The sequence below is a fragment of the Helicobacter enhydrae genome, from assembly GCF_001693335.1.
In the GTDB taxonomy this organism is placed as follows: domain Bacteria; phylum Campylobacterota; class Campylobacteria; order Campylobacterales; family Helicobacteraceae; genus Helicobacter_G; species Helicobacter_G enhydrae.
Map to the genome: position 1 here is coordinate 1,459,194 of NZ_CP016503.1, position 20,283 is coordinate 1,479,476.

General features: G+C 40.0%; 26 protein-coding genes. 14 read left to right on the top strand and 12 right to left on the bottom strand.

Translation table 11 applies throughout. The features are described from left to right. Positions 1-10: 10 nt before the first annotated feature. Positions 11-823, bottom strand: a complete 813-nt coding sequence (locus BBW65_RS07045; protein ID WP_066340846.1) for a phage protease — start codon at positions 821-823, stop codon at positions 11-13. 124 nt (positions 824-947) lie between these two features. On the opposite strand from BBW65_RS07045, the gene BBW65_RS07050 reads away from it, so the two are divergent. From BBW65_RS07050 to BBW65_RS07075, 6 genes are all read left to right on the top strand, one after another. Further along, entirely contained in the window at positions 948-1,415 is a 468-nt protein-coding gene (locus tag BBW65_RS07050; RefSeq protein ID WP_066340848.1) for a DUF1804 family protein, read from the top strand. A gap of 66 nt (positions 1,416-1,481) precedes the next feature. Beyond that, complete coding sequence (locus BBW65_RS07055; protein WP_066341451.1) at positions 1,482-3,011, top strand: hypothetical protein; 1,530 nt, start codon at positions 1,482-1,484, stop codon at positions 3,009-3,011. Further along, positions 3,011-4,384, top strand: a complete 1,374-nt coding sequence (locus tag BBW65_RS07060) for a phage portal protein family protein (RefSeq protein WP_083986092.1) — start codon at positions 3,011-3,013, stop codon at positions 4,382-4,384. The genes BBW65_RS07055 and BBW65_RS07060 overlap by 1 nt, the downstream gene beginning before the upstream one ends. Beyond that, on the top strand, positions 4,385-5,554 hold the full coding sequence (locus tag BBW65_RS07065) for a phage minor head protein (protein ID WP_066341453.1): 1,170 nt from the start codon (positions 4,385-4,387) through the stop codon (positions 5,552-5,554). 66 nt (positions 5,555-5,620) lie between these two features. Next, entirely contained in the window at positions 5,621-6,409 is a 789-nt protein-coding gene (locus BBW65_RS07070; RefSeq protein ID WP_066340854.1) for a phosphoadenosine phosphosulfate reductase domain-containing protein, read from the top strand. Between the two features lies 1 nt (position 6,410). Continuing rightward, positions 6,411-6,839, top strand: coding sequence for a phage virion morphogenesis protein (locus tag BBW65_RS07075; RefSeq protein ID WP_066340855.1), 429 nt, complete (start codon positions 6,411-6,413; stop codon positions 6,837-6,839). On the opposite strand, the gene BBW65_RS07080 is transcribed toward BBW65_RS07075, so the two are convergent. From BBW65_RS07080 to BBW65_RS07120, 10 genes are all read right to left on the bottom strand, one after another. Beyond that, entirely contained in the window at positions 6,840-7,160 is a 321-nt protein-coding gene (locus BBW65_RS07080) for a TRL domain-containing protein (protein ID WP_066340856.1), read from the bottom strand. A gap of 66 nt (positions 7,161-7,226) precedes the next feature. Further along, a complete protein-coding gene (locus tag BBW65_RS07085; RefSeq protein ID WP_066340857.1) occupies positions 7,227-7,466 on the bottom strand; it encodes a Mor transcription activator family protein in 240 nt (79 codons plus the stop codon). Continuing rightward, entirely contained in the window at positions 7,463-7,867 is a 405-nt protein-coding gene (locus BBW65_RS07090) for a phage protein GemA/Gp16 family protein (protein WP_066340858.1), read from the bottom strand. Before BBW65_RS07090 ends, BBW65_RS07085 begins: the two co-directional genes overlap by 4 nt. After that, on the bottom strand, positions 7,839-8,249 hold the full coding sequence (locus tag BBW65_RS07095; RefSeq protein ID WP_066340861.1) for a hypothetical protein: 411 nt from the start codon (positions 8,247-8,249) through the stop codon (positions 7,839-7,841). Before BBW65_RS07095 ends, BBW65_RS07090 begins: the two co-directional genes overlap by 29 nt. A gap of 79 nt (positions 8,250-8,328) precedes the next feature. After that, entirely contained in the window at positions 8,329-8,814 is a 486-nt protein-coding gene (locus BBW65_RS07100) for a host-nuclease inhibitor Gam family protein (RefSeq protein WP_066340862.1), read from the bottom strand. A gap of 10 nt (positions 8,815-8,824) precedes the next feature. Continuing rightward, positions 8,825-9,160, bottom strand: coding sequence for a DUF7768 domain-containing protein (locus BBW65_RS07105; RefSeq protein ID WP_066340865.1), 336 nt, complete (start codon positions 9,158-9,160; stop codon positions 8,825-8,827). 64 nt (positions 9,161-9,224) lie between these two features. After that, positions 9,225-9,389: a hypothetical protein gene (locus BBW65_RS07925; RefSeq protein ID WP_199919393.1), complete on the bottom strand. Its 165-nt coding sequence runs from the start codon at positions 9,387-9,389 to the stop codon at positions 9,225-9,227. Between the two features lie 191 nt (positions 9,390-9,580). Then, complete coding sequence (locus BBW65_RS07110; RefSeq protein WP_066340866.1) at positions 9,581-10,447, bottom strand: AAA family ATPase; 867 nt, start codon at positions 10,445-10,447, stop codon at positions 9,581-9,583. 171 nt (positions 10,448-10,618) lie between these two features. After that, positions 10,619-12,742, bottom strand: coding sequence for a DDE-type integrase/transposase/recombinase (locus BBW65_RS07115; protein ID WP_066341455.1), 2,124 nt, complete (start codon positions 12,740-12,742; stop codon positions 10,619-10,621). A gap of 8 nt (positions 12,743-12,750) precedes the next feature. Further along, positions 12,751-12,954: a helix-turn-helix domain-containing protein gene (locus tag BBW65_RS07120; protein ID WP_066341456.1), complete on the bottom strand. Its 204-nt coding sequence runs from the start codon at positions 12,952-12,954 to the stop codon at positions 12,751-12,753. 77 nt (positions 12,955-13,031) lie between these two features. On the opposite strand from BBW65_RS07120, the gene BBW65_RS07125 reads away from it, so the two are divergent. The 6 genes from BBW65_RS07125 to BBW65_RS07145 all read left to right on the top strand — a co-directional run bounded on the left by BBW65_RS07125 (position 13,032) and on the right by BBW65_RS07145 (position 17,676). Continuing rightward, positions 13,032-13,619 carry a hypothetical protein gene (locus BBW65_RS07125; protein WP_066341462.1) on the top strand — a complete coding sequence of 196 codons (588 nt, stop codon included), beginning with the start codon at positions 13,032-13,034 and terminating at the stop codon, positions 13,617-13,619. Further along, positions 13,609-14,292, top strand: a complete 684-nt coding sequence (locus BBW65_RS07810) for an XRE family transcriptional regulator (RefSeq protein ID WP_233702026.1) — start codon at positions 13,609-13,611, stop codon at positions 14,290-14,292. The genes BBW65_RS07125 and BBW65_RS07810 overlap by 11 nt, the downstream gene beginning before the upstream one ends. A 91-nt stretch (positions 14,293-14,383) precedes the next feature. Next, positions 14,384-14,557: a hypothetical protein gene (locus tag BBW65_RS07930; protein ID WP_199919423.1), complete on the top strand. Its 174-nt coding sequence runs from the start codon at positions 14,384-14,386 to the stop codon at positions 14,555-14,557. Positions 14,558-14,584: 27 nt separating this feature from the next. Then, positions 14,585-15,136 (top strand): DpnII family type II restriction endonuclease, encoded by a 552-nt coding sequence (locus tag BBW65_RS07135; protein ID WP_083986141.1) that lies wholly within the window; start codon positions 14,585-14,587, stop codon positions 15,134-15,136. Beyond that, entirely contained in the window at positions 15,133-15,957 is an 825-nt protein-coding gene (locus tag BBW65_RS07140; RefSeq protein WP_066341464.1) for a DNA-methyltransferase, read from the top strand. The genes BBW65_RS07135 and BBW65_RS07140 overlap by 4 nt, the downstream gene beginning before the upstream one ends. A gap of 51 nt (positions 15,958-16,008) precedes the next feature. Next, positions 16,009-17,676 carry an AIPR family protein gene (locus BBW65_RS07145; protein ID WP_066341465.1) on the top strand — a complete coding sequence of 556 codons (1,668 nt, stop codon included), beginning with the start codon at positions 16,009-16,011 and terminating at the stop codon, positions 17,674-17,676. 35 nt (positions 17,677-17,711) lie between these two features. Here the strand turns inward: BBW65_RS07145 and BBW65_RS07150 are convergent, their stop codons facing one another. Next, entirely contained in the window at positions 17,712-18,479 is a 768-nt protein-coding gene (locus BBW65_RS07150) for a TSUP family transporter (protein WP_083986143.1), read from the bottom strand. A 184-nt stretch (positions 18,480-18,663) separates the two neighbouring features. Between BBW65_RS07150 and BBW65_RS07155 the strand changes: the two genes are divergently transcribed. Together BBW65_RS07155 and fabG are read left to right on the top strand one after the other, a co-directional pair. Next, positions 18,664-19,287 carry a DNA-methyltransferase gene (locus tag BBW65_RS07155; RefSeq protein WP_083986204.1) on the top strand — a complete coding sequence of 208 codons (624 nt, stop codon included), beginning with the start codon at positions 18,664-18,666 and terminating at the stop codon, positions 19,285-19,287. 233 nt (positions 19,288-19,520) lie between these two features. Continuing rightward, a complete protein-coding gene (gene fabG, locus BBW65_RS07160) occupies positions 19,521-20,264 on the top strand; it encodes a 3-oxoacyl-ACP reductase FabG (RefSeq protein WP_066341468.1) in 744 nt (247 codons plus the stop codon). Positions 20,265-20,283 lie beyond the last annotated feature (19 nt).

Consider the following 20,283-nt stretch of genomic DNA (forward strand, 5'->3'; position numbering starts at 1 on the left):
TTTTTTCTCCTTAATCTAAATTTTCAAGCCCTAAACTTTGGGCGATTTTCTCTTTATCTGTGCTTTGCGTTGAGTTTTTTTGCAAATCCGCCAGATCACTTCCTTTCAAAACCTCCTTAGCCTCATAAGCACACATAGACAAAAAGCTCTCCAGTGCCTCACCGCTAAGTTTGCTAGCCTCCTCCTCTCTTTTTTTAAGCATTCTATTCCCCATCAAAGCATTCTTGACTTTGGTGCTAGTGAGCTTGCTCTCATACTCTTTGATGATTGCCTCTTTTTCTTTTTCTAGCTCTTTGACTGAGGAGAGAAGCTTTTCATTCTCCTGCTTGAGTTGTTCAATCTCTGCCTTGAGCTCTTTATTCTCTTGCTTGAGCTTTTCATTCTCTTTTTGCATTCCCTCTCCCTCCTCTTTGGAGTTGAGGCTCTTTTTCAACAGATTGGGGTGGTTGACTAGTCCCACACTATGGATCCCTTTGACCACCATTGCCTCGCCTTGATATTCTGTCAAATATGCCGGTGAGAGATAGCGGTAGGCTTTGTTTTTTACTAGCTCCTCCCCCTTTGGCGTAAGCTCTAGCTTTGCATAGATTCCATCATCTTTTGCTTCCAAACTATTAAGTGCAAACCACCCAACAGCCTCTCCTCCACAATGATCTACATCAAGCATCAGATCCACTCCACCTTTTTTGGTAGCCTTTATCACTTCTTCTGCATTGATGGCAAACACTCTTCCATCTCTTCCGACAACCTTTTCTCCCACAGGAGAAATCTTGATTTTGTCATCTTTTGAGACTTCATTGAATTCGATCAAAAACTCTCTCATTCCCGCTCCTTATTTTTTTGATTGGAATTCTAAATGGAGGCAAGCCCCCAATTTTGCGAATTTTTCCTCAAAATAACGATTAGGACTAGGTAAAAATTCCACTCTTAAGAAAAAGGAGGAGGATTTGAACCCACAACGCCAAGAAATCAAAAATGCTTATCTCAAAGGAAAAGAGATTAGTTCTATTTGCACACTTTTTGACATCACGCGCTCGACTTTTTACTACCACAAGAAAAAAGCCAAAGAAGCAGGAGATGATTGGGATGAAGCGTTTTTGAGAGAAAAAAGAGGAGAGGAGGAAATAAAAGCAAGTGAGGAATATTTTCTTGCCACCCTCATTGCCTCTTTTGAAAAAGCATTGCTAGAAGGTGCTAACCCCTCCTTAGAGAAGCTCAACAAATACGCCCAAACTTATTGGAAACTCAAAGCCCCCAAAAACGATGATGAGTTCAAACTCAAAGACAAACTTAGAGAAAAAGCAGAGCTCACCATCAAAGAGTTAGCCCATCTTGCCCTAGAGCTTGAGCAAAAAGAAGTGATAGATTTTTTGAGCACACACCACGAGGAAATCATCAAAAGGGTTTTTAAATGAAAACCAAAACCCCCTTTAAAACCCCTTTAAATCCCTTTAAAATCGTTTTAAAACACAAGGGACGATATGAATAACCTCAAAGAACTCCAAAGCTTTTTAAAAGCACTTCCTGCATTAAATGACAAAGACAAAGCAAAAAGAGTGCAAAAAGCCAAGTCCGATTTTCGATTTTTTGTCCAAACCTACCTCTCCCACCATGTAAGCCCCACCGAAGCTTCTCTGTTTAGAAACTACATCTATGACCACCTTGAGGACTTATCCCAAAAACACAACAAGATTTTGATAGAAGCCTACAGAGGAGGAGCCAAAACCACACTCATCACGCGTCTTTTCTCTCTTTGGAAACTCCTAAGGGGAGACAAACGCTATCTCATCATTATTAGCTCCACTCTAGATCTAGCCAAAGAGAGTATCGAGCTACTCTCCCTTGAGATTCAGGAAAACATAAGGCTAAAAAGCGACTTTTCCCTCACTCCCTTCCTCAGTGCCACAAGTGAAGAGATGAGCTTTTGTTGCGATGGCATTCCTTGCAAACTCAAAGCCTTTGGAGCAGGCAAAAAACTAAGGGGGACAAACTTTCTAAGTATGCGTCCAGATTTGGTGGTTTGTGATGATATCGAAAACGATGAAAATGTCACAAGCTCCACCCAGCGAGACAAACTCTACTCTTGGTTCAACAAAGCTGTTTTAAAGCTCCCAGCTAGGACCAACCCCACCTACAATATCATCATTGTAGGCACTATTCTCCATTACGACTCTTTGCTCAAAAGGATTGAAAAAAGGAGCGATTTCTACTTCAAATCCTTCCCTCTAGTGATCAATTTCCCCAGCAATCTAGATGAGCTCCACAAAGAAAACCTTAGCTCCTTCCTCCCTCTAGATTTCCTCCTTGATGATCCTAGTATCAAAGCAAGCGATGTGTTAAGCGACTATCTAGAAGACAAAAGCTCCTTTATGAGCGAATTCCAAAACCAACCTCTAGACAGAGAAAACGCCCCTCTAAGCTCTTTTAGCACCTATGAGGTTTTACCCTCCCAAATTGATTGTATCTATATTGGGATTGATCCCTCTTTGGGCAAAGCAAGGAGTGATTATTTTGCTTTGAGCTTTTTGCATTACTCTAAACCTCTCAAGCAATTCTTTTGGGAAGCTCATGGATACAAAATCACCCCAGATCTAATGATTGAAAAAATCCTAGACCTCACGCTCAAAAAGCTCAAAATCTGCAAAAAGATTATGATTGCTTGTGAAAGCATCGCATTCCAAGAGTTTTTCAAAGACAGCCTCAAAAAAGCCTTCTATGAGCAAAACCTAATCCTCCCAATCATTGGGGTTAAACCCACAGCCCACAAAGAAGTCCGCCTAGATAGCCTCTCCCCACTTCTTTCCTCCTCTATTTTTCTCATTGACCAAAAAAGCACCCTTTTGCAAGAGGAGCTCTCTACCTATCCCAAATGTGCCCACGATGATTTGCTTGATAGTGGAGACATTGCCTATCTTGCATTTATGCACTCAAGCGTGTGCGATTACAAAAACGCCAAAATCTCCTCCAAACTCAAAGGGAGATTCCAATCCATCAAAGAAAGGTATAGCTAATGTTTAAATTTTTCAAAAAGAAAAGAGCCACACTGATGCTCAACCCCAACTCCAAAACCACACTAGGAGGGATCAGTTACTCTTTGACCAAAAAAGCCCTCAAAGAGCAAGACCTAAACGCCTTTATCTCTATTTTTGACTACCTCCTCGCCACAGACACACAAATTTCAAGCGAGATTTACAAACGCAAAAGTGCTCTCACCTCTCTCCCTCTAGTCTGCACTTCCACCGACACTGCCCAAGAGGCTTTCATCACCTCCCTTATCCACAAACACTCCTTTAGGAGATTCCTATTTGATTGCTCTAGCTCTATCGCTTATGGCTTTTCTGCCTTTATTTTGGAATGGAGCAAAGAGGGCGAGTTTTTCTACCCCTCCCCTAGACTGATTCCTCATTCCTATATCCAAGAGGAGAGAGGTGAGCTTTTTGTATATAACTCAGGAGCAAAAATCTATCTCAAAGATAGAAGCGATGTGTGGCTGATTTACCACCCCACAGATAGTGGAGACCTCCTCAAAAGCTCTTTGATGCACAAAGTCTGTATCATTGCCTCACTCAAAGCTTCTGTAGTTTCCAAAAATATGCTTTTCTTTGACTCTCTCTCTATCCCTCCCCTCATCATCAGATCAGATGCCATCAATGACGAAGAAAATGCCAAAGAAATCCTAGAGAGTGCTCTAGAGCTTAGAAGCAATGGAGTGGCACTCTTTGCACAAAACGACATTCTAGAGCTCCTAAGCTCCCCCCAAGACAAAGGAAACTTCCTAGAGTTTATCCGCTATTGTGATGAATGTATCTCCAAAGTCATCACAGGGCAGGTTTTGGCAGGCAACTCCACCCTCAATGGCACCCAAGCCTTAGGCAAAGTGCACGAAAAAATCATGCAAGGCATTAGCGAGCACGATAGCTTGCTTTTGGGAGAAAGTGTGCAAAACCTCATAGAGCTGACTCTAAGCCTCAACTTCTCAAATCCTGCCCCCTTTTCCTTTGGCTTTGACTCCAATACCGAAATCGATGAAAAAACCCAAAGCGAGGTATATCTCAATCTTACAGGTATGGGATATGAGATCCCTATCGAGCACCTAGAGAAAACTTTCAAAATCAAAGGGCTAAAAAAGCTAGACCCCACCCCAAATCTCAACCACACTCTCTCCCTAGAAGCCAACCAAACCAAACACTCCCTCCCCCTAGACAAATTCAAGCTCCCATTGCCCACGATCTTAGAATCTCTCATCAATGAGAGCTCAAGCTTTGAGGAAGTGCAGGAGAAAATCTTAGAGAGATTTAATGCAGCAGAGATTGAAGCACTAGAGGAGGAGTTGATGAAATACCTCACAAATGCTACAATCAAAGGGGCACTCAATGAGGCTTAAATGCTAGATTTTACCACCCCTCCTTTGCAGGCTATCGCCTATCTTTTGAGCAAAAAACCCCTTGCTTTGAGAGACAAAGCAGACTTCAGACACCACACCGCTCAAACTGCCTTCACCATTAGTGGGATTACAAATATTGACCGCTTGAGTGCATTCCAAAACTCCATAGCTCTTGCAATGCTCAAAGGGCAGAGTTTTTCAGAGTGGAAAAAGGCAAATGCAAACTTGATAGAGGGTTGGGAGGGAGCAAACCCCAAAAGACTAAAGAAAATCTATGCCCACAATCTCAAAAACGCCTACGCGTCAGGGAGAAAGATGGAGATGATGAGCCGTCCAGCTTTTAAAACCCCCAAAGATAGAGAGGGGATAGAAGATGGTTGGTTTTTTAGATTTTCCTGCGTTCTTGACTCTGCCACAAGACCCACCCATCGTGTTTTGCATGGGACAATCTTACCTAGGAATCACTCCTTTTGGGACACCCACACCCCTCCACTTGATTGGGGTTGCCGTTGTAGGATTGATATTTTTAGCTCCTATGATTTAGAGCAAAAAGGTTGGACTCCTTCCTCCACCCCACCCATTAGCTCTATTGCCAACCCCTTTGCCTCCTCCTCCACTAGCTCCCACTTAGCCCAAATCATCGCCAAAAAGCTAGAAGCCCACTCCCACAACAAAACCGCCTCAAAAGCTCTCCACTCATTGCAAACAGAGCTAAAAAAAAGAGAGAAAACCTTCAGAGCTCTAAGGAGGCTTTATGATAGCCCTGATCTAAAAACCCCTTACTCTATTGGCTCTATCCCTAGCACCCTCACTTCTCTTTTGGGGACAAAAGAAGTGGGGATTGTTGCAGATACGATGAGACGCCACAAGAGCAAACACCCAGAGATTGACGCCTTTGACTACAGCCTCATTCCCTATATACTAGAAAACATTGATTCCCTCTATACAGACCCCAAAGATGAGCGTTACCTCATTCTTATAAGCAAAAAGTTTGACAGACATTATCGTTTGGCTCTAAAACACATCAAAGAGAAAAATGAAATATGGGTGAGTTCTTTGGTAGGAATTGATAGTGAAAAAAAGATTTTAAGAGAAAAAAGAAAGCTAGAGAGAAACAAAACCTTAGTCGTGGTAAAGGATAGACCCACGCCCTATGCTCCTATGAGGTAGAGAAGTGTCTCAAGCTGACTCCTTGCTTTTCCTAAGGCAGCTAAATTTTATTAGAGAAAGGTAAATATGTTTTTTGCAAATTTGAGTGGGGGGCGTGATAGCACTGCAATGGTTATCAGATGGCTAGAGTTAGGAAAACCTCTTGATTTTATACTCTTTTGTGATACAGGTTATGAGTTCCCTCAAATGCACGACTATATCCAAAAGCTAGATTCATACTTGCAGAAAGAATTCAACAAACAAATCACAAAGATTGACAAAACCAAAGAGATTGAGCATTGGAGCTTCGCTTACCCCATCACAAGAGGAGAGCACAAAGGGAAGTTGAGGGGATTGCCAAAAATGCTAGGACCTTCTTTTTGCACCAGAGAAACCAAAGCAAAACCCAGCAAAGAGTTTATCCTCTCCCAATCTCCCCAAAAATTCAAAAACAACATTCTTATAGGCTACACTTACGATGAAGTGGAGAAGGGCAGAGTCTCAAACCTAGACTATGGCATCTCTATCTACCCCCTCCACCAATGGAAATGGAATGAAAAAGAGATAGATGTTTTTTTGAAAAAACGCCAACTTTTCAACCCACTCTACAACCACTTCCAAAGAACAGGGTGCTTTTTCTGCCCCAAACAAAGCAAAAAAAGCCTTTTTACCCTTTGGAAATATTATCCAGAGCTTTATCAAATCGCACTTGATATGGAAAAAAGGGCAAAAGAGCTCAATTGTATCAACCAAACCTTTAAGCCAAAAAGCCTTCTTGAGTATGCCAAAGAATTTGCCAAAGAATTCCAATATGCCAAAGAATTCCAAACGCCAGATATTGCACTAGACCATCAAAACTGCTTTTGTGGAAAATGATATGAAAGATTTAAACTCTCTCTCTGCCTTTTTGCAAGATCTAAGCAAAAAAGCCCAAGACCTCACCCCCATTCTCTACCACACCCAAGACGCCCTTTACCAAAAAACTATGGATTCCTTTGAAAAAGAGAGAGATCCCTTTGGCAATCCTTGGGCTCCCACCAAAAAGAAAAAACCACTCAAGCAAAAAATCCTACAAGACACAGGAGTGCTGAAAGCTAGTATCATAGCTAGAAACAATAGAGTGGATAAAGTGAGCATTGGAAGCAACCTAAGCTATGCTCCCATTCATCAGTTTGGAGGGCACGCAGGCAAAGGGGGAAAGGCTTTTATCCCCCCTAGAGCCTATCTCCCCACCCACAAAGGCAAAATCCCAGGGGATCTAAAGAGAAGTATCAAGCAGGCAATCAAGAAGCATTTTGGATTTTAATCACTCCCCAGTGACGATCACTTTGTACTTTCCAAAAATCCCAAGCACATTCAAAGACTCTCCATCCACATAATGAACCTTTTTGATCCCTGCACTCTTTGCTGCAGTCTCAATACTACAATCCCCTGTTGCAAAACCAAGAATGACTATACATTCAGCCTCGCCCACTTTCTTTTTGCTCTCATCAATCGTTTCCCCAGTAGCCATAATGGCGGATTTTGTTCCTGTATAAAATGAACCAATAGCCGGTGAAGTGACTTGCGAACATCCAATAAACAACAATCCTGATGTGATGAGCGTTCCATAAATCAAAGTTTTCATTTTTTTCCTTCTTTATAGTTTGGGTGCAGGATTTTATAAAAAACCCCAAAAAATGTCAAAAATACATCAAGATAGACTATTCCTATTCCACTCCCTCACAATCTTCTCCACACTCCTCACACTCAGATTGTATTTGTGAGCCAAAAAAACCTTATTATACCCATTATACTCCTCCAAGATTTGCTCCCTCACACTTGGGATCACTTTGGGCACATAGATATTCACCCCTCCATATTTCTTGCAGATTTTCTCCCAACTCATTCCCTCTTTATAACTCTCACAGATCTCTTTGAGCACGCCTCTCATTGTCTCTCCCTTTTGATTTTTTCTAGTCCGATGATGATCTTTGTCTTTTCTTTTGTGCTGCATTCCTCTAGCGTTCTTTTCTTAGTTTGGCGATAGATAAACTCACCAATCATTCCCCTCATTCCCAAATCCTCAAGCAACAAAGCGATCTTTTGATCTTGTCTAGAGCCAAAAAGCATCACTCTCCCTCTGATATCTTTGCCCCTCCCATTCTCATATCCATTTAGACTATCAATCAAAGAGAGGAGTTCCTCTATTCCAAGCTCCTTAGAGCTACTCACCCCAAACCTCACATATAGATAATCCCCCCAAGCTTGAGCACCCTTGATTTCTTTGTATTTTGGGTGGGTGTGGATTTTTCTCAAAAGTGCATTACGATATTGCCTTTGTTTCTCTGTCATTCCTACTCCTTATGATTTCTCTGATTTTTTCAAACATTCCAGCAAGCCTCTCATTTGTGCAATGATTGACAAACTCCCCCCTAGCTCTTTCCTCATAGCTTAGATCCTCCTCTTTTTCCTCTTTCTTTGTCTCCACTCCCCCATTCACCTTGCACACGATTTTTTTGAACACCGCGACCTTTTTGAGCCCCCTTTTTTTATACTCCCTCCTTAGCTCCTCCAAAAACACCTCCTCCTTCATTCTCCATTCTTGCAGATGAGCGGGGTGCGATAGTGTGATGCGTAAAATATCATTTTCTAGATTGATCCCCACTATTGGAAGTTTGACCACATCTAGCCACAAACTCCTTAACGCTTTGATTTTTTCAAACTTCTCCCACATTTCCTTTCCTTCTTTTTTGACTTCCCAAACCCACTTTAAAAGGCATTTTAATGCCCTTTAAACTAGCCTCATTAGAGGGTTACCCCTCCAATGACAAGCTCTCAATCTTTGGCTCAATCCGAAAGTTATCTTTCACCTCTCTTTTGAGTCCAAGCTTGACCAAGCTCGCCTCATCAAGCTCACTCAAAGCCTCCTTATTGGGCTTCTCTTCATAGAGGATACACTCTTTGAGCCCAAACTTCTTGATGGTGCTAATCAAAGCTTCCACCTTTGCTTTCACTCTTGGCAGGCTCACACTCTTACTGACGCGATAGCCGATGCTTCCATACACTAGCTCCTTGCTTCTCTTATCCACAAAATCTGCCTTATGCTCATTGCAAAAGCCCTCAATGCACTGCTTGAGATAGTTTCTCTCATTCTCTAGCTTGCCCACATCATTCTTATAAGCCTCTTTGATCTCATTGACTTTGAGTGTCACCTCTCCTTCAATCCTTCCGATCTCCACCTCGCACTCACAGATTCTTCTAAGTGCCTTGTCCACATCTTCATAATTTTTGATTTCCATTTTCGCTCCTTTAGTTTAGTAGGGCAAGCCCCAAATCAATCGCCACTTCTCTTTCTTTTGCCACCCCCTCACTCTTATAAGCACTCTTGACTTCATAGAAGCAATGACACTTAGCAAGAAGTGCCAACCCATCTTTGAGTGCTTCCTCTCTCTGCTTCTCCTCGCAATACACTTTTGCAAAAAGCAGCACAGGAGAAAGGGGGATATAGCCCCTCTCTTTCACCTCTCTGCACCCACTCTCTGCCATATCCATCACTCTTTGCCAAGCTTTGGGCGTGTAGTTTTCTAGCTCTAGGATATTTTTCACCGGACTTGCCACATAGCAAATCAACTTAGGTTCTTCCATTGATCCTCCTTTTTGTTTTTTTGGGAAAACCCCACAAAGACTACTGCCCCCTTTTTTGTAGTCTCTAGCGACCTTCCACGATATCCACCACAAACCCCTTATTTTCCCCAGACTTGATCGCGATAAACTCCCCCTGCACCTCAAAATACCTAGAGCTATACCCAGCCTTTCTCCCCCTGATGATCTCCACCTTGCCTCTCCCAAATAGCCATTCAATCAGTCTTTTCATATTTTTTCCTCCAAATACGCGATAATCCCCCTTTTTTGAGCCTCTTCCACTAGCTTTGTAGCATTCTCAACACTCCCAAGCCGATGAGATTTTGCTTCACTCTTGACAAATTCCAAAATCTCTCTCCCCAGCAATCAGAGTTTTTTTGAGCACCAAAACTCCAGCCTTTCCACGCACTCTCACCACCCCAATCATAAAATCACCATATTCACAGCATTCTTGATGATTTCTTCACTCAGTGGCTCACTATGAAGCTCTGCTAGTCTCCTAGCTCTTTTGTAGAGTTTGGAGCTTGCTCTGAAATTCCCCAGAGTGTAGGGATAGATTTCCTCACAGAACACCTCTTTGCATTCCTTCTTATCTAGCCCCTTCATCTTGTATTTTCCTCCGATCCGACTATAGAGCTGACGCAACTCTCCATTTTTTCCCACTAGATTCCTTACTAAGATCTCAGTCCCAAACAGCACCAAAGGCACACCGCTAAAATCCCAAATCCTGCGTAGATCTTCCAATGCTCTTAGGGGCAGATGCTCCGCCTCATCAATCATCAGCACCACATCAGCACTCTTTAGGTATTTAGCGATATTGCTAACACTCTCGTGCAGATTAGAGCCTCCATTAACTCCAAATCTGACGCATAGCTCTTTGAGCAACACACTTGCAGTAGTATGCAGTGTGGCTTCGATGAGCACGACATTGGGGTGGCTTTTGCTCCACTCTTTGGCGATACTGCTTTTCCCACTCCCAGCTTCTCCTGTGATGATGGCGATCTCTCTATTCTCAATCGCCTCAGAAATCACAAAATCACTCATTCTTTTATCCTTGCTCTCATAGAGCTTTGTTTCCACCTTTTGCTCTCTTTTGCTAAAATTGGCAATGTAGAGCTTGATTTTTTCTGCAAGCTCCTCACTTTTTCCAGTGTATTTGTCTTTCACAAAAAGTGAAATCGCACTTGCACTGACACCCAGAGCACGACTTAAAGAGGCTTGAGACACATTTTCTCTGCTCATAAAAGCTTCTAAGTCGGCTCTCACTTGAGATAGTTCTATCGCTTCCATTCCTTCTCCTTTTGTTTTTTATGAGGTTAAAACCCCAAATGAGACCACCACATCAAACCTCCCTATTTTATGGGTTGTGGTGAAGGTGGTGAAGGTGGTGGGCTCACTTGGAGCATTAACATTGCATTTTCAAAGAACTTGATTTTTTGGTGGGAAACCTAACCCAAAGCTTTAAGCCTTATTGAGAACACAAGCCTCCCAGCTATAGTCTTTTTTGCTCTTTTGGAGGTTTTTTGAAAGAGTGTATTTCTCAAGTTCTCCCCCCTCACTTGCTTCCTTGAGCTTGACTTCTCTCTCCATTACAGAGTTGAGGGGCTTGAGTTTGGGGGGTTCTATTCTTGTAGCCCCCTCCTTGATTTTCCTCACACCCTCCAAAAATCCTTCCTCCACCTCCTTGCGTGAAGCCTCCACTCCCTTCTTGATTGCCCTCAAGCGTTTCTGATGTTCTCTTTTGGCACTCTGTGCCATTTCTGCCACCAATGGATCATTCCCATCTTTGATGACCGCCTCCCCCAAAAAATTCATCTCCAAATCAAACACAAAACTCTGATATAGATTGTTGATATTCTGTGTGATATAGATAGAGGAATGCTCAAACATCTTAGGATGCACCCACTTATACCCACCCACGCTCACTCCCTCTTTGCCCACACTTCTTTTCATCGCAGGCAAGAGTTTGGCAGAGAGCTCGTATTCGTGGATTGCCCTAGCTTCATTCCTTTTGCTTTCAAATGCCTCTCTTGGAGACACCCCCAGAGCCTCATCATAAGAGTTGAGCAGCACCGCCTCGACATAATCATCCAAAATCACATTAAGCTCACTAAGCAAATGCAGATTTTCTAGATGTGTCTTATGCCCCCTCTTTAGCCTCCTCTCCTTACGATCAAAGAAAAACTCGATCGCCTGCCTCTGACTGACAGAATGCCCGATATACCCCTTCATCCATTCCATTAGATGGTTTTGCAATGTCCCAAAGCTCTTTTCCACAAAAGGCTTGCACCACCCACTATAAGCAGGAGTTCTCTCATATTCTATCCCCAGATTTTCTAGACACGCCTGCACATCTTGACTCACAAACGCCCTCCCATTATCCCCACGGATGATTTTGGGTTTGCCAAACTTGCTGATATATTTTGCGATAGCTCTTGCCACCCCTAGCTTATTCTCACTCTCACAGATGAAAAAACTCCTCACTTTAGAGTAAGTATCGATAAGTTGGATGAGAGTGAATCTCTTCTGCCACTCTCCCTCCACACTCACCCCCAGCATTTCTGCATACTCTCTTGCATCGATGATGAGATCTAGACTGCTCCCATCAATCTCTACGATTTCATTGAGAGTGATGCCCCTTCTAGCCTCACCCACAGCAGGAGCGAAACTTGAGACCACGCTATCACTTCCTTTTTCGATGAGTTTTTTGCTCATTGGATGCTTTCTTAGCCATTCCTGCACGAAGCGTCGCAACACGCTATAGCTCACAGCCTCCCCCCTCCTAGAGTTAAACACCTCAAAATCAAACTTCCCCTCTCTGTGTAGCAAGATATGCAATGCCCTGTGCATACTATTGAGATTCACTCCCCCCTTACTTGCTTTGATGAGGGAGACCACTAGCTCCTCACACTCTAGCTCCTTGATTTTATTCTCCCCATTGCGGTTTTTCCCCCTTGTATCTCTTAGAGCCTCCACCCCTCCTTGTTTATAAGCCCTTAGCCAAGCAAAAAGCTTGTTTTCACTTAGCTCAAAGCTATATTCCCCTTTGGCATTGAGAGCATAGATGAAATCTTTTGCCCTCATTTTCTCTTTTTTGGCTCTATTCCATTCTTGCACCACCCTTTGTTTCTCCAAAGCGAGCAGATAAGAGCGATCATAGACACTAGGCTTGATCCCCTCCACACCCAAAAGAGCAGAGCCACCACTCAAAAGAGCAGAACCCCCAGCAGAGCCACCCCCACCCAAACCAGCCCCAACAGAGCCACCAGCAGAGCCACCCCCACCACTCAAAAGACCTCCATTGTTAGCAGAGCCACTCAAATGATATTCATTCCTTCCACCCATCTCCAATGCCCCACCCAGCACCTCTCTTTCATAGAAGCTTTGGGCTTCCTCTTCACTAGAGAATGGCTCATCCCAGATTCTAAGGACCCTGCCACCACGCCCAATGCCTTGGGTGTAGTAATACATAAAAAAATATGTATCAAGAAGCAAAAATTTTTTTGATCCATTAATCTTTTTTTGCAAATTTCTTAAGGTAAGCGATTTTTTAATTGCAAATTCCCTACTACTCACCCAAGCCATTATTCCGCCTATCCTACCTTGATTCCATCTTTTTCTAGCTCATTTGCTATCTCTTTAGCTCTTCCTCTAGTGCCTTTGACTTTTCCCTGAGAAATCTGCCACAGAAGCCTGATATCTTTTTGGCTCATTCCTTTAGCCTTAGCCCACACAGAGAGCACTATCCCCTTATCTCTCATCTGTTCTGCAAGAGTTTTTTTCTTACGCTTTGGCATAGTCTTTGCTCCTTTCTGATAGAATTCTATCTTAGTGGATAGAATTATACATAAAAAAATGTGTATTTGGAGTATTAATGATGGATGGTGTATCAATTTTGTTGATTGTCTTATTTTGTATAGTGTTTCTGTATTTTATTTTTTCAACCTTGTCTCAATATGCACAGGAAAACAAACAACGGGAACAAGAGGCTATACAAGCAAAATATCCCAACAAAGAGTTTGTAGAAGCTTTTATAAAAGAACATCCAGTAAATTTTTATCCAGAAAATGAGCGAGAACTATTAGCTATAGATTCTTTAAAAAACGCTTATGCTTGCTGGATGGGCAATGATTATTCTTCGGCTAGAAAAAATTTTCTTGAGTCCGCAACACTTCTTTCTAATGATGAGATTGCTCAATACAAGGCAGACTGCATTATTAAAATCATTGCTGATTTTTCTGACTATGATCCAATTTATCATTTTATACTTGATGAAACTAGGATAATCTTAAAGAGCAAATCTGGCATTTTGCAAACTGAAATTTATTCATTCTTGAGAGATTATTCAAAAAAAGATATTCAGTATGTTTTATATTATGCTGATTTTAAAAAGGAAATCAAGAGAGAAAAAAAGGGGCGTTCATACATTCTTGCTCTACAAGTTGGCAATGATGCTAAATAAAAAAATCTTTGCAATTCGTGAGAAAAGCCATCTCTCTCAAAAAGAGTTTGCTGAAATGACAGGTATTTCCTATGGAACTTTTCAAAAATATGAATATGGAGAACAATCACCGCGTTTTGAGTATCTGCAGAAAATATCGCAAATTTTTCAAATCCCAATGTCTTATTTTTTGGATGATGAGTTCGTTAGTCAGACAAAAACTAGTTCGTTAGTCCCTCAAAATGAGTGCGTAAGTGAGTGCGTTAGTCCCTCCAGCGATCCAAACTCCTACTACAATATCCCCAAGCTCACCCTCCACGCCCAAGCAGGAGGAGGAAACGAACTCCTAGATCTATGCTGCTATGAGAGTGGAGAAACACTCACCATCGACAAAGCCTTTTTCAAATCCATTCCCCAGCACAAGCTCAAAGCCATCAAAGTAGAGGGCTACTCAATGATTCCCATGCTCTATCCTGATAGTTGGGTAATCTTTGAGGAAAGCAGGGAGTTCAAAGGAGATGGGCTCTATATCATCAACTACGCCAATCAATTGATGGTAAAGCTCCTCCAACTTGACCCAGCACGCAATATTTTGGACATCATCTCTGCAAACAAGGACTACAAAAGCTACTCCATCTCAGAATCCCAGATCGAGTTCATTGTCATTGGCAAGGTTTTAAGATGTATCATCTAACCCTTTAAACTCCGTTTAAAAGGGCTTTAAAGGCTTTTTGAATATTCTTTTGTAGCCAAATCCCCACACAAACCCATTTTTTAAGTGTCAAATGGCTCAAATTACGCATTTTAGGGGATTGTATGATGATTATTTTCTGATGTGTCGCAATGATGTTCTAAAGATTGTCAAAAATCGTTCAAAAAATGTCCTAAAAATTCCTAATTTTTACCCTCACTTTGATTTTAAAAAAACCACCCTCAAACCACGCACACATCGCACCTAACACCCCCCAACCCCCCACTTTGATTTCATACACATTATTACAGATTATTTTCAAGATTCTACTCAAATCTATAATTTTATTGTAGAGACAGGACTCTTAAAGATTTTTAGCGATCACACAATTAAAGATCTTAATGATTTTGTTTTTGGTATAGAAGTGGGGCTTGATAGTAACGCACGCAAGAATCGTGGTGGTAAAATAATGGAAGCTTATTTGAGAAAGATATTTCAAAAAGCACAGCTAAAGTTCAAAGAGCAAGCAGGGATCAAAGAATTTCCCATTTTGCATAGATTATTTGGCGATGATATAAAACGATTTGATTTTGTAATTTTTACTTGTGACAAAACTTATTTTATGGAATGCAATTTTTATTCGGGTGGTGGAAGCAAACTTAATGAAACAGCAAGATCTTATCAAGAAATAGCATTGAAGTTTGATGGACTAGAGAAACAAGAATTTGTTTGGATAACCGATGGCAAAGGTTGGCTAGAAGCAAAAAGTAAGTTATCAGAAGCCTATAAAAATATCAAAATTTATAACTTAAGTAATCTTGATAATTTCATCAAAGAAATACAATGACAGAAAATAGACATTCTAACCTTGTTTATCAAAGTCAAGACTTGCTTTTTTTTCTCTATCAAAACGATTGCAATGTGCTTTTGCCAAAGTTTGAAAAAAAATTTGATTTAATCTTTGCTGATCCCCCTTACTTTTTATCCAATGATGGATTAAGTATTCAAAGTGGTAAGGTTGTGAGTGTCAATAAGGGAGAGTGGGATAGGGGAGAAGATATTGAAGATATTGATGCTTTTAATATGCAGTGGATTGCAAATGCCAAAAAAGCCTTGAGAGAGAATGGAAGTATTATGATTAGTGGGACTTATCATAATATTTTTTCACTTGGTAGAGCTTTGCAAAAACTTGATTTTAAGATTTTGAATATCATCACTTGGCAAAAAACCAATCCCCCACCAAATTTTAGTTGTAGATATCTTACACACTCTACAGAGCAAATCATTTGGGCAAGAAAAAGCCCTAAACATAAGCATATTTTCAATTATGAAATACTCAAAAAAATCAATGATAATAAACAAATGCGTGATGTTTGGAGTTTTCCAGCAATCGCACCTTGGGAGAAAACAAATGGCAAACACCCCACACAAAAGCCCCTCGCACTTTTGGTACGTCTTATTTTGATGGCAAGCAATAAAGATTCTCTTATTTGCGATCCCTTTAGTGGATCAAGCACAACAGGCATTGCATCTAATCTTTTGGGTAGAAAATTTGTAGGCATTGAAAAAGAAACAGAGTTTATTGAAATGTCTATCAAACGCAAAGAAGAGCTAGAGAAAAGAAAAGATGAGTTTGTGAGGAAACTAAGAGATTTTAAGTTGCTTTAAATTTCTATTTGGTTGGATTTCTTAAATATATTAAATTGTTGGAGGATTCTTGTGGTTAATTATCAAGATTTTCGCACTATTGGGTTTAGTGTTGAGAAGACTATTCAAGATTATGGGGAAAAATATGGTTTTAAAGAAAAATCTTTAGGTTTTTCTTGGATGATTTTAGACACTATTTTTCATTTGCAAGAAGATGAGATTGATGAGGCATTAGTTGATACAAGTTATTTAAAGAAAAGAAGTAGGGATTCTAAAGATGATTGTGGAATTGATGCATTAATTATCAACGAGGAAGAAAAAAGTGTCAAATTATTAAATTTTAAATATTGTGAAGAAATTAAAAATGCAGATAATCATTTTCCCTCAGGAGAATTAACTAAAACTCTTAATTTTCTGTACAACTTGCTAAACAGAAGTACTGAAACATTAGAAATCAATCAATCACTAAAAGATAAATGTGAAGAGATTTTTTCTTTCCAAGATCAAGGAGTTAGATTCAAGTTTGAACTTTATTTTGTCAGAAATGGCTTTCAAGGATTCCAAGAAGCTCAAGAGAAAAATTTTCGAGAAAATTTAAAAAATATGGGTATATATGATGATGTAGCTATTAAGCTTTTACTAGTAAAGGATATAGTCCATGAAATAATAAATGATCGTTCAGAGATTAATGCAAGGGTTAAAAGTATATCTAAGAATTTTTTTGAAAAAAGCGAGGGAGGGAATCGTGCTCTTGTTTTTGAAATTTATGCAAAAGATGCGATTAGAATTGTTAGTGATGATGAGGTATTGAGGGAAAATGTAGGGGCAGAAGTTATAGATATTCGTAATGCCAAGATTGATGAGAGAGCCTTTGATGATAATGTAAGGATTTATCTGCGACAGGCTACTAGCATTAATAAAGAAATAAAGAATACCGCTATTGATGTAGATGAGTCTGCAAATTTTTTCTTTTATAACAATGGCTTAACGATTACTTGTGATAGTATAGATTATCAAGGTCAAAAAGATGTTTTAATTACTTTAAAAAATATTCAAGTTGTCAATGGCGGGCAAACAATTCACGCACTTAAAGAAGCTTGGAAAGAGAGTGAGAATGTAGAAAATATTTCTTTGTTATGCAGAATTTATCAAACCAATAAGGCAGATTTGAAGGCTAAAATTGCAAGATTTACAAATAGTCAAAATCCAGTTAAAAGCCGAGATATTAGATCTTTGGATGATATTCAAATCAAACTTGAAAAACAATTTGAGGCGGAGGGATATTTTTATGAAAGGAAGAAAAATCAATACAAAGAGAAGGTAAAGGACAAAAGATTGGATAGCGAGAAAATAGGACAGATTCTATATGCCTATTTAGGAGAACCTGCTAAAGCAAAAAATAAGAAAAGCTTAATATTTGGATCGGAATATGAAAAAATTTTCAATGATCATACTGATGCTAAAGATATTTTAAAAAAATACAAACTTTATTTGCTTGTTGAAAAGAAAAAACTCGAATTAGAAAAAGAACTTCCTTTTTTAAAGTATGCAACTTACTATATTTTATATTGTTATGCCTTGCTTGAAAAACAAGAAAAAAATTATGTAGATAGAGAAGAGGAGTTTTATCAACAAATATGTGAGCGATTAAAAACTATCGTGGAAGAACAAAACCTACCATTAAGCCTTTTATTTAAAGGAGAGATTCTTAAAAAATATTTATCAACATTTGGTTTTTAATTTAGAATAAAATGAATTTCATGCCTCGCATTATCTCAAAATTGCTCATAGAGCAATTTGGCTGCCATTAGAAAAGAAATTCCAACAACAAGGGGTTTTATAATACGGATTCCATAGCGAATAGCCATTTTTGAGCCAAGATTTGCACCGATAAATTGCCCAAGAGCCATAAGCAAACCTATACTCCATAGAATATGCCCATTGATAGCAAAAAAGATTAAAGAAGCAAGATTTGTTGAGAAATTATAAAGTTTTGCCTGTCCTAAACTCTGTATCACACCAAAACCTCCAATGATAATCAATGCAAGTACAAAAAACGAACCTGTGCCAGGTCCAAAAAAACCATCATAAAAGCCAATAGTCGCAATTGCAAGACTTAGATATGCCCTATTTAATTTTTTTGTTTTTTCCATTTCCTCAATATTGGGGGAAAATAAAAAATACAATCCAAAAATAAGCACAAGAAAGGGCAAAATCTTGGAGAGAAGTTCTAATTGGATAAACTGCACACTAAGTGTGCCTATCGCAGAAAAGACAAAGGCGATGATTGCAAAAGAAGCATTAGATTTTAAGTGGATATAGCCTTTTTTGTAGAATTGTAAGGTTGCAGAAAAACTTCCAAAAGAGCTTTGGAGTTTATTGGTTGCTAAGGCTTGAAGTGGAGGCATTCCTGCAAGCAAAAGTGTAGGAATCGTTATCATTCCACCACCTCCAGCAATAGAGTCAATAAAGCCTGCTACAAATGCTGCAAAAAAGAGAAATAAAAGTGTATATACATCAAAATCAGTCATCAATGCTTCCATTAGGATTCCTAAAATCTATGTGGATAAGGCTTTTATACATAAATTCGCCTTTGTTTGTTTAAGTATAATAACAAAACTAAAGCTTTAAATATAGTCAAAAGCATTGAATGGTACGCTCTAGCGATTAGGAGGTTGTTTGCAAAATTTATTAAATAGTCAGTTTGCTATTTGCGGATTGGCATTGATGGAGCAAATCAAAGATGAGAGCATCCATCTTGCATTTTTTGATCCTCAATACAGAGGGGTGCTTGATAAGATGCGGTATGGCAATGAGGGGGAGAGACAAAAGGGTCGCAGTGTCTTGACGCAAATGAGTGAAGAGGTGATTGTGCGTTTTGTGAGAGAATTGCATCGTGTCCTCAAACCAAGTGCTTATTTGATGCTTTGGATAGACAAATTTCATCTTTGTGAGGGGGTGGGGGGATGGTTTGCAGATACGACTTTTCAGAGTGTAGATCTCATCACTTGGGATAAGGGAAAAATGGGAATGGGTTATCGCACAAGAAGGCAATGTGAATATTTGCTGATTTTGCAAAAAAAGCCTATCAAGGCAAAAGAAACTTGGAGTTTGCATAATATTCGTGATGTTTGGAGTGAGAAACTCACTCAAGAAGAGTTGGCTTTGCATCCTCATAGTAAGCCTAAGAATCTACAAAAAGCCTTGATTGAATCTTGCACGAAAGTAGGGGATATCGTGCTTGATCCTGCAGCGGGTAGTTTCAGCGTGCTAGAATGTTGCAAAGAGCTCAATCGCAATTTCATCGGCACGGATTTCAAAAATACTGATAAAAATTATCAAAAGGATTGAATGTGGAAACACATTCAAGAACTTTTAGCCAAAAAGACTAATAGATAATGCGATTTTGAGCAGAATGGGTAGGGTGTGCTTGATACCACATTTATCACAAACCTTTGCCCAATCAATATGTGCCTTTGAATGATGGGTATTGGGGAAAATCCCCAAAGCATCAAACATCTCTCACAAAACCTCCAAAAACAAGTTATGATTATGAGGTTTTAAATCAATTTAAGGAGATCGCGATGAAATTTAGTGGCAAAAATGTATTGATTACTGGTGCGAGTAAAAGCATTGGTGCAGAGATTGCCAAAGTATTGGCAGAGTATGGTTTGAAAGTTTGGATCAACTATCGTAGTCGTCCAGAACTCGCAGACGCCTTGAAGCAAGAAATCGAATCAGAAGGTGGCAAGGCAGCAACTATTTGCTTTGATGCTACTGATGAAGCTGCGTTTGTTGAGGCGATTGCTTTGATTGTGGAGAGCGATGGTGAGCTTGCTTATCTTGTCAATAATGCAGGGGTTACCAATGACAAGTTGGCACTCAGGATGAAAACAGAAGATTTTGTCAATGTGATTGATGCCAATCTCAAGTCGTGTTTTATCGGTTGTCGTGAAGCGCTCAAAGTGATGAGCAAACAAAGAATGGGAAGCGTGGTCAATATCGCATCGATCGTAGGTGAGAGGGGCAATGCCGGACAGACAAACTATGCAGCAAGCAAAGGTGGAATGATTGCGATGAGCAAAAGTTTCGCCTATGAGGGTGCAAGTCGCAATGTGCGTTTTAACTGCGTGACTCCGGGGTTCATCCAGACAGATATGACTGAAGTGCTAAAAGATGAAATCAAAGAGTATTACATCCAAAATATTCCACTAGGGCGTTTTGGTCATGCCAAAGAGATTGCTCAGAGTGTTGCGTTTTTGCTGAGTGATTCGTCTTCTTATATCACAGGTGAAGTTTTGAAGGTGAATGGCGGTCTTTATATGTAAAAAACTGAGAAGTTTGAAA

Bases quoted from the DNA above. Each gene is read 5' to 3' on its own strand.
- BBW65_RS07125 (WP_066341462.1), top strand. From the start codon at position 13,032: ATGATGGATGGTGTATCAATTTTGTTGATTGTCTTATTTTGTATAGTG.
- BBW65_RS07075 (WP_066340855.1), top strand. From the start codon at position 6,411: ATGAAAGATTTAAACTCTCTCTCTGCCTTTTTGCAAGATCTAAGCAAA.
- BBW65_RS07120 (WP_066341456.1), bottom strand. From the start codon at position 12,954: ATGCCAAAGCGTAAGAAAAAAACTCTTGCAGAACAGATGAGAGATAAG.
- BBW65_RS07045 (WP_066340846.1), bottom strand. From the start codon at position 823: ATGAGAGAGTTTTTGATCGAATTCAATGAAGTCTCAAAAGATGACAAA.
- BBW65_RS07095 (WP_066340861.1), bottom strand. From the start codon at position 8,249: ATGTGGGAGAAGTTTGAAAAAATCAAAGCGTTAAGGAGTTTGTGGCTA.
- BBW65_RS07140 (WP_066341464.1), top strand. From the start codon at position 15,133: ATGACAGAAAATAGACATTCTAACCTTGTTTATCAAAGTCAAGACTTG.
- BBW65_RS07055 (WP_066341451.1), top strand. From the start codon at position 1,482: ATGAATAACCTCAAAGAACTCCAAAGCTTTTTAAAAGCACTTCCTGCA.
- BBW65_RS07105 (WP_066340865.1), bottom strand. From the start codon at position 9,160: ATGGAAGAACCTAAGTTGATTTGCTATGTGGCAAGTCCGGTGAAAAAT.
- BBW65_RS07090 (WP_066340858.1), bottom strand. From the start codon at position 7,867: ATGACAGAGAAACAAAGGCAATATCGTAATGCACTTTTGAGAAAAATC.
- BBW65_RS07810 (WP_233702026.1), top strand. From the start codon at position 13,609: ATGCTAAATAAAAAAATCTTTGCAATTCGTGAGAAAAGCCATCTCTCT.
- BBW65_RS07085 (WP_066340857.1), bottom strand. From the start codon at position 7,466: ATGAGAGGCGTGCTCAAAGAGATCTGTGAGAGTTATAAAGAGGGAATG.
- BBW65_RS07925 (WP_199919393.1), bottom strand. From the start codon at position 9,389: ATGAAAAGACTGATTGAATGGCTATTTGGGAGAGGCAAGGTGGAGATC.
- BBW65_RS07150 (WP_083986143.1), bottom strand. From the start codon at position 18,479: ATGGAAGCATTGATGACTGATTTTGATGTATATACACTTTTATTTCTC.
- BBW65_RS07110 (WP_066340866.1), bottom strand. From the start codon at position 10,447: ATGGAAGCGATAGAACTATCTCAAGTGAGAGCCGACTTAGAAGCTTTT.
- BBW65_RS07100 (WP_066340862.1), bottom strand. From the start codon at position 8,814: ATGGAAATCAAAAATTATGAAGATGTGGACAAGGCACTTAGAAGAATC.
- BBW65_RS07070 (WP_066340854.1), top strand. From the start codon at position 5,621: ATGTTTTTTGCAAATTTGAGTGGGGGGCGTGATAGCACTGCAATGGTT.
- BBW65_RS07060 (WP_083986092.1), top strand. From the start codon at position 3,011: ATGTTTAAATTTTTCAAAAAGAAAAGAGCCACACTGATGCTCAACCCC.
- BBW65_RS07930 (WP_199919423.1), top strand. From the start codon at position 14,384: ATGGCTCAAATTACGCATTTTAGGGGATTGTATGATGATTATTTTCTG.
- BBW65_RS07080 (WP_066340856.1), bottom strand. From the start codon at position 7,160: ATGAAAACTTTGATTTATGGAACGCTCATCACATCAGGATTGTTGTTT.
- BBW65_RS07115 (WP_066341455.1), bottom strand. From the start codon at position 12,742: ATGGCTTGGGTGAGTAGTAGGGAATTTGCAATTAAAAAATCGCTTACC.
- BBW65_RS07065 (WP_066341453.1), top strand. From the start codon at position 4,385: ATGCTAGATTTTACCACCCCTCCTTTGCAGGCTATCGCCTATCTTTTG.
- BBW65_RS07155 (WP_083986204.1), top strand. From the start codon at position 18,664: ATGGAGCAAATCAAAGATGAGAGCATCCATCTTGCATTTTTTGATCCT.
- fabG (WP_066341468.1), top strand. From the start codon at position 19,521: ATGAAATTTAGTGGCAAAAATGTATTGATTACTGGTGCGAGTAAAAGC.